Genomic DNA, 12424 nt, shown 5'->3' on the forward strand with positions numbered 1-12424 from the left:
GTAAGTGGTGCTTTCAACCTTGTAATTTGCGCAGCATTTCGCGCGTAACCAGCACAATGCCCTCTTCCGATCGGTAGAAGCGTCGTGCGTCTTCTTCTGCGTTTTCGCCAATCACCGTGCCTTCCGGTATCTCACAGGCTCTGTCGATAATGCAGCGGCGCAGGCGGCAAGAGCGCCCGACCCAGACATCAGGCAGCAGAACCGCCGAGTCGATATTGCAAAATGAGTTGATGCGTACGCGGGAGAAAAGCACCGACTGCACAACAACCGATCCTGAAATAACGCAGCCGCCGGAAACCAGCGAGTTCAATGTCATGCCATGGCTGCCGGATCTGTCCTGCACGAATTTCGCCGGCGGCAATGATTGATTATAGGTACGGATAGGCCAGTTTTGATCGTACATGTCCAGTTCGGGCATGACCGAGGCCAGATCCAGGTTAGTTTTCCAGTAGGCTTCCAGCGTGCCGACATCGCGCCAGTAAGGCTCGGAATTCGGGTCGGATTGCACGCAGGACAAGGGGAAAGGATGGGCGAACGCCATACCGGATTTGACGATTTGCGGAATAATATCTTTACCGAAATCGTGGCTGGAATTTTCGTTTTTATCGTCCGCTTCCAGCAGATCGTAGAGGTACTCGGCGTCAAAAATATAGATGCCCATACTGGCGAGGGCGCGGGTCTCATCCCCCGGCATGCTCGGCGGATTGGACGGTTTCTCGACGAAGTCGATCACTTTATCGTTCTCATCGACCGCCATCACGCCGAAGGCGGTGGCTTCATGCACCGGCACCGGTAAACAGGCCACCGTACACTGCGCGCCCTTCTCAACGTGGTCGAGCAGCATGCGCGAGTAGTCCTGCTTATAGATATGGTCACCGGCGAGAATGACGATGTACTCCGCGCCGTAGCGGCGAATAATATCGAGGTTCTGCGTGACCGCATCGGCGGTGCCGCGATACCAGTTTTCACCATGAACGCGCTGCTGAGCGGGCAGCAGATCGACAAACTCGTTCATCTCATTATTGAAAAAAGACCAGCCGCGCTGAATGTGCTGAATCAGCGTGTGGGACTGATACTGGGTGATAACGCCGATGCGACGGATGCCTGAGTTGATGCAGTTGGAGAGCGCAAAGTCGATGATGCGGAATTTACCGCCGAAGTGCACGGCAGGCTTGGCGCGTTTTTTGGTTAAATCTTTCAGGCGTGTGCCGCGTCCACCCGCCAGAATCAGGGCGACGGATTTTAACGGCAGCTGGCGCGCCAACATTGTAGGGTCGTTCTTATCTAATCTCACCATGACTGACTCCGTTTATCTGACCGCTGAAAGAGGCACACGCCGTGCTGTGGTGCCTGCCAGACAGTTATCACCACCGGATTCTCTTCTCCGGCAAAGGGCGACAGGGCATGCCAGTCGCCGGTCGGTAACGCTATTTCCGCCAATTCAGAGGTGGCGTTCATCACAAGTAAGTAGTTATTCGATAACAGGATTTGCAGGCGAGGTGCCCCCTCCTGCCACTCCTGCGGCGTTAATGGCCGCCCATGCTGATTAAGCCAGGCGACGTTGCCGTCACCCTCTTCCCACCACGCATCGTCCGTCAGCGCGGCGATGTGCGACCGCGCTTTGATAAGCGCAGCAGTAAAGTCGATTAACCCTTGATCCGCCTGGCGCCAGTCGAGCCAGGTGAGCGCGTTATCCTGACAGTAGGCGTTATTGTTGCCGTGCTGGCTGTGGCCCATCTCGTCGCCCGCCAGCAGCATCGGCGTCCCCTGCGACAGCAGCAGCGTCGCCAGCAGCGCATGCTGGCTTGCGCGCCGACGCGCCATCACATCGGCGCTGGCGTCCAGCCCTTCAACACCGTGGTTGAAACTGTGGTTATCGTTAGTGCCGTCGCGGTTATCTTCCCCGTTGGCCTGGTTGTGCTTGTGGTTAAAGCTGACGCAGTCGCGCAGCGTAAAACCGTCATGGGCTGTCACCAGGTTGACCGTCGCCGACGGCAGACGTCCGTTGCGTTTAAAGAGATCGCTGGAGGCGGCAAAGCGCCCGGCGAAAGCCCCCATCGGCAGCGACTCCGTTAGCCAGAAGCGGCGCGCAGCGTCGCGGAAATGGTCATTCCACTCGGCAAAAGGCGCGGGGAAATTCCCCACCTGATAGCCGCCCTCACCGATGTCCCACGGCTCGGCAATCAGCTTCAAATCCCGCAGCAGCGGATCGTTTTGAATCGCCGTAAACAGCGGTGCCTGCGGGCTAAATTCCGGCGTGCGCCCCATGACCGGAGCAAGGTCAAAACGGAAGCCGTCGATGTGAAACGTCTCGACCCAGTAGCGCAGGCAGGCGTGGGCATACTCCACCACCCCAGGCTGGCTCAAATTGAGGGTGTTACCGCAGCCGGTCCAGTTGTGGTAATCGCCATCTTCTCTGATCCAATAGTAGCTACGGTTGTCGATTCCGCGCTGGCTGAAGGTCGGGCCTGCAAGATCCGTCTCAGCGCTATGGTTCAGTACGATATCGAGGATCACTTCGATGCCCGCCGCGTGCAGCGCTTTCACCGCCGCGCGGAACTCGTTAATCGCCTGTTCAGGATCGTGGGCGTAAGCCGGATGCAGCGCAAAAAGCGCCAGCGGGTTGTAGCCCCAGTAGTTGCTTAGGCCCAGGCGTTGCAGGCGCTGCTCGTGAGCAAAATGAGCAATAGGGAGAAGTTCGAGGGCGGTGATGCCCAGTTGCTTAAACCAGGCGATCATCACCGGATGCGCCAGCGCTTTATAGGTGCCGCGGATTTCATGCGGAATGTCCGGATGCAGCCAGGTCAGCCCTTTGACATGGGCTTCATAAATCACGCTGTTGCCCCACGGCGTGCGCGGCGCTTTATCCCCTTCCCAGTCAAAGGCGTCGTTGACCACCACGCTGCGTAAGCCGAGCGGCGCGCTGTCGTGGGGATCGGGTTGGTCGAAACCGGCGTGGAACAGCGGGCTATCTACCGCCTCGCCCTCCACGCGCCGCGCGCAGGGATCGAGCAGCAGTTTCGCCGGGTTAAAGCGGTGTCCCTGCGCCGGTTGCCACGGGCCATGCACCCGGTAACCGTAGCGCTGGCCTGCTTTCGCGCCGGGAAGAAAACCGTGCCAGATATCGCCGCTGCGCGCCGGGACATCGACGCGCTGCTCATTGCCTTCGGCGTCGAACAGGCACAGCTCCACGCGCTCAGCATGGGCTGAGAAGAGGCTAAAGTTGACGCCCCCGCTCTGCACTTCTGCGCCGAGCGGGCTCGCGGAGCCAGCCGTCAGGGAGATCATTCCCCCTCCCGCACCAGCCAGATGGTGCCGAGCGGCGGCAGGTTGAGCAGCAGCGAGTTGTCACGCCCGCGGTTGGCAATCTCATCGCTCTGCACCAGGCCACCGTTGCCGGTGTTGCTGCCGTGGTAGTGCATCGAGTCGCTGTTCAACACTTCGCGCCAGCGTCCCGGCTGGTTGATACCGAGGCGGTATCCCGGACGCGAGACCGGCGTAAAGTTGCTGACGACGATAATTTCGTTGCCCGCTTTATCGCGGCGGACAAAAGCAAACACCGATGCTTCTTCATCGTCGACCACCAGCCACTCGAAGCCGTAGGAGTCAAAGTCCATTTCATGCAGCGGCTTATGGTGACGGTAGAGGGTGTTCATATCGCGCACCAGGCGCTGTACGCCGTGATGCCAGTTGTCGTCACCTTCCAGCAGATGCCAGTCGAGGCTGCTGTCGTGGTTCCACTCGCGGCCCTGGGCAAACTCGCAGCCCATAAACATCAGTTTCTTGCCGGGGAAGGCCCACATCCAGGCGTAATAGGCGCGCAGGTTGGCAAACTTCTGCCACGCGTCGCCCGGCATACGATCGAGAATCGACTTCTTACCGTGCACCACTTCGTCATGGGAGAGCGGCAGAATAAAGTTTTCGGTGTGGTTGTAGACCATGCCGAAGGTGAGCTTGTGGTGGTGATACTTGCGGTAGATCGGGTCGAGCTTCATATAGTCGAGCGTGTCGTGCATCCAGCCGAGGTTCCACTTGTACCAGAAGCCAAGACCGCCGCCTGATGGCGGACGCGAAACGCCGGGGAAATCCGTCGACTCTTCCGCCATCGTCACCGCGCCCGGTGCCAGTTCGCCGATAATGCGGTTGGTGTCGCGCAGAAACTTAATCGCTTCGAGGTTTTCGCGGCCGCCATATTCGTTCGGCACCCACTCGCCCTCTTTGCGGCTGTAGTCGCGGTAGATCATCGACGCCACCGCATCGACGCGCAGCGCATCAATGCCGAAGCGTTCAATCCAGTAGAGTGCGTTACCGACCAGGTAGTTGCTCACTTCCCGGCGGCCATAGTTGTAAATCAGCGTGTTCCAGTCCTGGTGATACCCTTCGCGCGGATCGCTGTGCTCGTAGAGGTGCGTGCCGTCAAACTCCGCCAGACCAAAATCATCGGACGGGAAGTGGCCCGGCACCCAGTCGAGGATCACGCCAAGACCGGCGGCGTGCGCGGTATGGATAAAGTGCAGGAAGTCGTCACGCGTGCCGAAACGGCGCGTCGGCGCATACATCCCGGTGGGCTGATAACCCCAGCTGCCATCGAACGGATGCTCGTTGATCGGCAGCAGTTCAAGGTGGGTAAAGCCCATCCACTTGGCGTAAGGCACCAGTTGGTCGGCTAATTCACGGTAGCTGAGCCAGAAGTTGTTATCCGTATGGCGTCGCCAGGAGCCGAGATGCACCTCATAAATACTGATAGGCGCATCGAAATTGTTCGCCTGCTTGCGCTCTTCGCTCTGCGTTTTTTTACCCGGCAGACCGCAAATCAGCGAGGCGCTGTCGGGGCGCATCTGCGCTTCGAAGGCGTAAGGGTCAGATTTGATACGCAAGTGACCGTTCGCATCGAGTAATTCGAATTTATAGAGCTGGCCGTTGAGCGCGCCGGGAATAAATAATTCCCAGATACCGCTTTCGCGGCGCAGGCGCATTGGGTGGCGGCGGCCATCCCAGAAGTTGAACTGACCGACCACCGACACGCGCCGCGCGTTCGGTGCCCAGACGGAGAAACGCGTGCCGACGACGCCATCCATCGTATCGGCGTGGGCACCCAAAGTCTCATAGGGACGCAGATGGGTGCCTTCACTCAGCAGCCAGGCATCCAGCTCCTGAATTAATGGGCCGAAACGGTAAGGATCATCAATCAGATTCTGTTGGCCGTGCCAGAAGACGGCAAACTGATAATTAAAGGGATTTTTGCGGCGCGGCACGATGCCGCTGAAAAAGCCGCGGGAGTCGATACACTCCAGTTTTGCCACTTTACGCCCGGTTTTGGTTTCAATCACCCACACTTCCGTGGCGTCGGGTAAAAGCGCGCGAACTTCCAGACCCGCATCGGTACGGTGCATTCCGAGAACAGAAAATGGATCGGCAAAATGGCCGACAATAAGCGCATTAATCACGTCTTTATCAACATGAACAGACATGGTTCTCATCCTGTTGTTGTGTTATCGCCTCTTCCACCGCCGTTGCGTGCGGTTGCGATACTCTTTTGAACCTGAACGGTGCCGCACGTCATGTGCAATCTGATTGCTCCGTTCCACTTTCAGGCAAAATGTAAGACACCCAGCCTAAAGCATAGCCAACGCTTTCAGACTTCTGGGAAAATAAACGCCCATCTTTTAATTTCATTTAAAAAGATCAAAAAAAAGGGTGCCGAAGCACCCTTATAAGGAGGATTGTTCTACGCCAGCTGGCGCAGCATGCGTCGCAGCGGCTCTGCGGCCCCCCAGAGTAACTGGTCGCCGACGGTGAAGGCGGAGAGGTATTCAGGCCCCATGTTCAGCTTGCGCAGACGGCCAACCGGAGTGGTCAGCGTGCCGGTGACGGCGGCAGGCGTCAGCTCGCGCATCGAGATCTCACGATCGTTCGGCACCACTTTCGCCCACGGGTTGTGTGCCGCCAGCAGCTCTTCGATGGTCGGGATCGAGACATCTTTTTTCAGTTTGAGGGTGAAGGCCTGGCTGTGGCAGCGCAGCGCGCCGATACGCACGCAGAGGCCATCAACCGGAATGGCTGACGCGGTGTTAAGAATTTTGTTGGTTTCCGCCTGCCCTTTCCACTCTTCGCGGCTCTGGCCGTTATCGAGCTGTTTGTCGATCCACGGGATCAGGCTGCCGGCCAGCGGCACGCCGAAGTTCTCGGTGCTGAGATCGCCGCTGCGGGTCAGCGCCGTTACTTTGCGTTCAATATCAAGAATGGCAGAGGCCGGGTTTTCCAGTTCAGTAGCCACGTGGTGATGCAACTGGCCCATCTGCGTCAGCAGTTCGCGCATATGGCGCGCACCGCCGCCGGATGCGGCCTGGTAAGTGGCGACCGATACCCACTCGATAAGATCGTTGGCGAACAGGCCGCCGAGGGACATCAGCATCAGGCTGACGGTACAGTTACCGCCAACAAAAGTTTTAATGCCTTTATTCAGCCCGTCGGTGATGACGTCCTGGTTTACCGGGTCAAGAATAATGATCGCGTCATCTTTCATGCGCAGCGACGAGGCGGCATCAATCCAGTAACCCTGCCAACCGCTTTCACGAAGCTTTGGATAGATTTCGTTGGTATAATCGCCGCCCTGGCAGGTGACAATGATGTCGAGCGCCTTCAGCGCCTCCAGATCGAACGCATCCTGCAACGCGCCGGTCTCTTTGCCTGCAAACGCGGGCGCGGGCTGGCCAAGCTGGGAAGTAGAGAAGAAAACAGGGCGAATGGCGTCAAAATCATGCTCTTCAACCATGCGTTGCATGAGGACGGAGCCGACCATACCGCGCCAGCCGATAAAACCAACATTTTTCATAACGAGTTCCTGCGAAGATGTGTGCTGTGTATGCGAGCCAGCGATAACTGGACATCGCTCCACATTACAAAATGCAGCCAAAGTCGCAAGTGAAATTAATCAATGATCGCCACTGCGTTAGAAATGCCGCTAATTACGCCATTTTCGCCGCAAATGTCCGGAATAATAATCAATGAATGAAATCATCTCTGCCGCCGTATTGTTGATATTAATAATGGATCCGCTGGGCAACCTGCCGATATTTATGTCGGTGTTAAAACACACCGAGCCAAAACGCCGCCGCGCGATTATGATCCGCGAGCTGCTTATTGCGCTGCTGGTGATGTTTATTTTCCTCTTCGCCGGCGAGAAAATTCTTTCCGTGCTCAGCCTGCGCGCTGAAACGGTGTCGATCTCCGGCGGCATTATTCTCTTTTTGATTGCTATCAAAATGATTTTCCCGAGTCCCACCGGCAGTAGCTCAGGGCTGCCCGCCGGGGAGGAGCCGTTTATCGTACCGCTGGCGATCCCGCTGGTTGCTGGCCCGACGCTGCTGGCGACGCTGATGCTGCTGTCGCATCAATACCCGAATCAGATGGGGCATTTAGTGATTGCGCTGCTGATCGCCTGGGGCGGCACGGTGGCGATCCTGTTGCAGTCGTCGCTCTTTTTGCGGTTATTGGGCGAAAAAGGAGTGAATGCGCTGGAGCGGTTGATGGGGCTGATCCTGGTGATGCTCGCCACGCAGATGTTCCTCGACGGTATCCGCATGTGGATGAAAGGGTAACGGGTGACGATTGCCGGATGGGGTTCGCTGTTGCTGAAACGGCATATGCCGGATGGCGCTGCGCTTATCCGGCCTACAAATGAGATTCAGTGTTGCTGGAACAGCGTAGGCCGGATAAGGCGTAGCCGCCATCCGGCGGTGTGCTCAATGCGGCACCGCATGCCGGATGACGCTGCGCTTATCCGGCCTACAAATGAGATTCGGTGTTGCTGGAACAGCGTAGGCCGGATAAGGCGTAGCCGCCATCCGGCGGTGTGCTCAATGCGGCACCGCATGCCGGATGACGCTGCGCTTATCCGGCCTACACATGTCATAAGGCGCAGCCGCCATCCGGCACTACGCCGCTTTCTCGCCGTGCGCGACATCGGCGGCAAACACGTACCCCAGGCCGCGCAGCGTTTTGATAAGCGCTGGCTGATGCGGGTTGACCTCAATCTTGCGCCGCAGGCGCATAATCAACACATCAATGGTGCGGTCAAACACCTCCACACTTTCACTGTGCGTCAGGGTTAAAAGCTGCTCGCGGTTCAGCACGCGCCGCGCGTTTTGCACCAGCGCCAGCAGCAGGCTGTACTCCCCCTGCGTTAAATCGACCACCTGCTGCTGCGGGTTGATTAATTCACACCGTATCGGGTCAAGATGCCAACCGTTAAACGCAAAACCGCTGCTTTTCGCCACAGTTGCTTCAGCCGCCAGCACGCCGGTGCGGCGCAGCACGGCGTTGACGCGCGCCACCAGCACGCGGGCGTTAAAGGGTTTGCCGATATAGTCATCCGCGCCCATCTCCAGGCCGACTACCACATCCGCTTCGCTGCCCATTCCCGTCAGCATCACTACCGGCAACGCAGGGCGGATCTTCTGCAACTGCTGCAACACGCGCAGGCCGTTGATATCGGGCAGCACCATATCCAGCAGCACCAACGCAATCTCCGGATGCTGCGCGCAGAGCGTGATCGCATCCAGTCCGTTATGGCAAAGATGAACCGTAAAGACGTGCTCGCTCAGCACATCCTCCAGCAGCGCACATACCGCCGTATCGTCATCTACTACCAGGATCGCAGGTTTCATTATTCGCTTCCACAGGCTCGCTTTACTCACTCTTATCTATTCTGTTGGCTGCCTTTAATAAATGCAGTGAATAAATGCTGATTTTTTAAGCGCGGTCACATCCCCTTCGCCTTTCGACACGTCACATTTGACGATGGACTGCGCTTCGTCACTATTTTGCCTGGATTTGCGCCGTAATATCCCCTCACGCCCCTCTGCATTGCGATGGCATAAAAGATGCATAACCGGGAGCGACAGCGGAAACGCAAATTTTAACTGGAGCGAAAGTGATGGAAAAAGTCGTCACGGTTTGCCCGTATTGCGCCTCGGGATGCAAGATTCACCTCGTGGTCGATAACGGCAAAATCGTTCGGGCGGAAGCAGCGCAGGGGAAAACCAACCAGGGAACCCTCTGCCTGAAAGGCTATTACGGCTGGGATTTCATTAACGATACCCAGATCCTGACGCCGCGCCTGAAAACCCCGATGATTCGCCGCCAGCGCGGCGGCAAACTGGAGTCGGTCTCCTGGGAGGAGGCGCTTGATTATGTCGCCAGCCGTCTGAGCGAGATCAAAGCAAAATATGGCCCCGATGCGATCCAGACCACCGGCTCATCGCGCGGTACCGGCAACGAAACCAACTACATCATGCAAAAATTCGCGCGCGCCGTTATTGGTACCAATAACGTTGACTGCTGCGCGCGTGTCTGACACGGCCCCTCGGTTGCAGGTCTGCACCAGTCGGTCGGTAATGGCGCGATGAGTAATGCCATCAATGAAATCGATAACACCGATTTAGTCTTTATCTTTGGGTACAACCCGGCGGATTCCCACCCGATCGTCGCCAATCATGTGATTCGCGCGAAGCAAAACGGGGCGAAAATCATCGTCTGCGATCCGCGTAAAATTGAAACCGCGCGCATCGCCGATCTGCATGTCGCGTTGAAAAACGGTTCTAACATTGCCCTGTTGAACGCCATGGGCCATGTGATTATTGAGGAAAAACTCTACGACGAGGCGTTTGTCGCCAGCCGCACGGAAGGGTTCGAGGAGTACCGCAAGATCGTTGAAGGCTATACGCCGGAGTCGGTTAAAGAGGTGACCGGCGTCAGCGCCCGGCAGATTCGCCAGGCCGCGCGCATGTACGCCGGGGCGAAAACCGCCGCCATCCTCTGGGGCATGGGCGTTACCCAGTTCTACCAGGGCGTGGAAACCGTGCGCTCGCTGACCAGCCTGGCGATGCTCACCGGCAACCTCGGCAAAGCGCACGTTGGCGTCAACCCGGTGCGCGGGCAGAACAACGTACAGGGTGCCTGCGATATGGGCGCGCTGCCGGACACCTTCCCGGGCTACCAGTACGTGAAAGAGGAGGCCCACCGCGAGAAGTTCGCCAAAGCCTGGGGCGTGGAGAGCTTACCGGCACATACCGGCTATCGCATCAGCGAACTGCCGCACCGTGTGGAGCACGGCGAGGTGCGCGCCGCCTACATCATGGGCGAAGATCCGCTGCAAACGGACGCCGAGCTGTCGGCGGTGCGTAAAGCGTTTGAGGGTCTGGAGCTGGTGATTGTGCAGGATATCTTTATGACCAAAACCGCGTCCGCGGCGGATGTCATCCTGCCTTCGACCTCATGGGGCGAACATGAAGGGGTCTACACCGCAGCGGATCGCGGCTTCCAGCGCTTCTTTAAAGCCGTCGAGCCGAAGTGGGATCTGAAAACGGACTGGCAAATCATCAGCGAGATCGCCACCCGCATGGGCTACCCGATGCACTATCGCAACACGCAGGAAATCTGGGACGAGCTGCGTCATCTCTGCCCGGACTTCTACGGCGCCACCTACGAAAAAATGGGTGAGCTGGGCTACATCCAGTGGCCGTGCCGCGATGAGTCAGAGGCCGATCAGGGCACGTCGTACCTGTTTAAGGAGCAGTTCGATACGCCGAATGGCAAGGCGCAGTTCTTCACCTGCGACTGGGTCGCGCCGATGGATAAACTCACCGAGGAGTATCCGATGGTGCTCTCCACCGTGCGCGAAGTGGGCCACTACTCCTGCCGCTCGATGACCGGCAACTGCGCCGCGCTCGCCGCGCTGGCGGATGAACCGGGCTATGCGCAGATCAACACGGCCGACGCCGCAAGGCTGGGCATTGAAGATGAAGCACTGGTGTGGGTTAACTCGCGCAAAGGCAAAATCATCACCCGCGCGCAGGTCAGCGATCGCCCGAACAAAGGGGCGGTGTATATGACCTACCAGTGGTGGATCGGTGCCTGTAACGAGCTGGTGACGGAGAACTTAAGCCCGATAACCAAAACGCCGGAGTATAAATACTGCGCCGTGCGCATTGAGCCGATCGCCGATCAGCGCGCCGCCGAGCAGTATGTCATTGATGAGTACAGCAAGCTGAAAACCCGGCTGCGCGAAAGCGCGATGGGTTGAGAAAAGCGGGGGCGAATGCCCCCGTTTTTTTGCTTTTCACCCCTGCACGCAAAATTTTTGCGCCCTTCATACAAATCTAAAACATTATTTCATTAACCTGTTGTTTTATCTTCTATTCCTGTAAAGCCCCTCGTTTAAGAATGACCGCATGGCTCACAATTCAAAAACGCAAAATTTTTTCGTATTGCGCATTAAAAAATCAAAGTGATTTAATCAACGCATAAAATAATTTTCAGCGTGGGATTAAATATGCAAATGCGCACATTAAGTGATCAATTAAATTTATTATTGCAGGGCTTTACCTCATTAAAAGATGAGGGAAAATTTAATGAGCCAAATCTCGACGGCACGCCGGGGGATTATATTTCCTTTACCAGCTGGGAGTGGCCGCAGGGCGTCGGGTTATTTGGCATGGTCAGGCTGTGGGAATTTACGCGGCGGGATGACATTTATAACCAAATCGACCGCTGGTTTGAGGAGAATATCGCCAAAGGGTTACCGCCGCTTAATATCAATACCACCGCGCCGATGCTGCCGCTGTCGCTCTTCTGGTCTCATCACCGTAACCCGCGCTATCAGCAGGTGCTGGATGCCTGGGCCGATCGCGTGATGAGCGAATTGCCGCGCACGCCGGAGCGCGGCTTTCAACATGTGGTCTCCGACGGCATCAACGAGCAGGAGATCTGGGACGACACGCTGTTTATGGTGGTGCTGTTTCTCGGCCATTACGGCACCGTGTCCGGCCGCCAGGAGCTGGTAGATGAAGCGGTGCGCCAGTTCCTGCTCCACGCCCGCTATCTTAACGATCCGCACACCGGGTTGTGGTTTCACGGCTGGAGCTTCGCCGAAAAGAGCAACTTCGCCAATGCCCGCTGGGCGCGCGGTAATGCCTGGATCACCGTCGGCATTCTGGAGTTTATTGAACTCACCGATCTTGGCGGCGGCGTGCGCGATTACCTGCTTGAGTGCCTGAAAGCGCAGGTTAACACCCTGCTCGACCTGCAGGCAGAGAGCGGCGCATGGCACACCCTGCTCGATCACCCCGACTCCTATGAAGAGATCTCCGCCACCGCCGGGTTTGGTTATGGTCTGTTAAAAGGCGCACGGCTCGGCATTGGCGATGAGCGCTGGAAAGCGGCGGGATTAAAAGCGCTGGCCGCGGTGCAAAATAATATTGATAGCCGCGGCACCGTACACAATGTCTCTTACGGCACGCGCATGGGCAGAACCCTGCAATTTTATAAGGATATTCCCTTACAACCGACGGGCTATGGCCAGGCGCTGGCAATTTTATGCCTCAGCGAAGGTCTGCGTCTGACAGAAAATAAATAAAACAAC

8 protein-coding genes are annotated in these 12424 nt (G+C 57.2%); 3 read left to right on the plus strand and 5 right to left on the minus strand.

The window, feature by feature from the left end:
• Positions 1 to 13 precede the first annotated feature (13 nt).
• The 4 genes from glgC to asd all read right to left on the minus strand — a co-directional run bounded on the left by glgC (position 14) and on the right by asd (position 6835).
• A complete protein-coding gene (gene glgC, locus EH164_RS20530; protein WP_094419145.1) occupies positions 14 to 1297 on the minus strand; it encodes a glucose-1-phosphate adenylyltransferase in 1284 nt (427 codons plus the stop codon).
• Positions 1291 to 3288, minus strand: a complete 1998-nt coding sequence (glgX, locus tag EH164_RS20535; protein ID WP_124970558.1) for a glycogen debranching protein GlgX — start codon at positions 3286 to 3288, stop codon at positions 1291 to 1293. The genes glgC and glgX overlap by 7 nt, the downstream gene beginning before the upstream one ends.
• Positions 3285 to 5471 carry a 1,4-alpha-glucan branching enzyme gene (gene glgB, locus EH164_RS20540; RefSeq protein WP_124970561.1) on the minus strand — a complete coding sequence of 729 codons (2187 nt, stop codon included), beginning with the start codon at positions 5469 to 5471 and terminating at the stop codon, positions 3285 to 3287. The genes glgX and glgB overlap by 4 nt, the downstream gene beginning before the upstream one ends.
• 257 nt (positions 5472 to 5728) lie before the next feature.
• Positions 5729 to 6835, minus strand: coding sequence for an aspartate-semialdehyde dehydrogenase (gene asd, locus EH164_RS20545; protein ID WP_124970565.1), 1107 nt, complete (start codon positions 6833 to 6835; stop codon positions 5729 to 5731).
• Positions 6836 to 7007: 172 nt separating this feature from the next.
• On the opposite strand from asd, the gene EH164_RS20550 reads away from it, so the two are divergent.
• The gene (locus EH164_RS20550) at positions 7008 to 7601 is read left to right on the plus strand and encodes a YhgN family NAAT transporter (RefSeq protein WP_023478474.1); all 594 of its coding nucleotides are present in this window, start codon (positions 7008 to 7010) and stop codon (positions 7599 to 7601) included.
• Positions 7602 to 7937: 336 nt separating this feature from the next.
• Here the strand turns inward: EH164_RS20550 and EH164_RS20555 are convergent, their stop codons facing one another.
• Positions 7938 to 8669 carry a response regulator gene (locus EH164_RS20555; RefSeq protein WP_023478363.1) on the minus strand — a complete coding sequence of 244 codons (732 nt, stop codon included), beginning with the start codon at positions 8667 to 8669 and terminating at the stop codon, positions 7938 to 7940.
• A gap of 269 nt (positions 8670 to 8938) precedes the next feature.
• On the opposite strand from EH164_RS20555, the gene fdhF reads away from it, so the two are divergent.
• Entirely contained in the window at positions 8939 to 11086 is a 2148-nt protein-coding gene (fdhF, locus tag EH164_RS20560; protein WP_124970568.1) for a formate dehydrogenase subunit alpha, read from the plus strand.
• Positions 11087 to 11335: 249 nt separating this feature from the next.
• On the plus strand, positions 11336 to 12418 hold the full coding sequence (locus EH164_RS20565) for a glycoside hydrolase family 105 protein (RefSeq protein WP_124970571.1): 1083 nt from the start codon (positions 11336 to 11338) through the stop codon (positions 12416 to 12418).
• Positions 12419 to 12424: the final 6 nt, after the last annotated feature.

Origin of the sequence: Kosakonia sp. CCTCC M2018092, assembly GCF_003864115.1 — a bacterium.
Classification (GTDB): domain Bacteria; phylum Pseudomonadota; class Gammaproteobacteria; order Enterobacterales; family Enterobacteriaceae; genus Kosakonia; species Kosakonia cowanii.

Coding starts and splice junctions, on each gene's coding strand:
- asd (WP_124970565.1), bottom strand. CDS start 6,835: ATGAAAAATGTTGGTTTTATCGGCTGGCGCGGTATGGTCGGCTCCGTC.
- glgB (WP_124970561.1), bottom strand. CDS start 5,471: ATGTCTGTTCATGTTGATAAAGACGTGATTAATGCGCTTATTGTCGGC.
- glgC (WP_094419145.1), bottom strand. CDS start 1,297: ATGGTGAGATTAGATAAGAACGACCCTACAATGTTGGCGCGCCAGCTG.
- glgX (WP_124970558.1), bottom strand. CDS start 3,288: ATGATCTCCCTGACGGCTGGCTCCGCGAGCCCGCTCGGCGCAGAAGTG.
- EH164_RS20555 (WP_023478363.1), bottom strand. CDS start 8,669: ATGAAACCTGCGATCCTGGTAGTAGATGACGATACGGCGGTATGTGCG.
- EH164_RS20565 (WP_124970571.1), top strand. CDS start 11,336: ATGCAAATGCGCACATTAAGTGATCAATTAAATTTATTATTGCAGGGC.
- EH164_RS20550 (WP_023478474.1), top strand. CDS start 7,008: ATGAATGAAATCATCTCTGCCGCCGTATTGTTGATATTAATAATGGAT.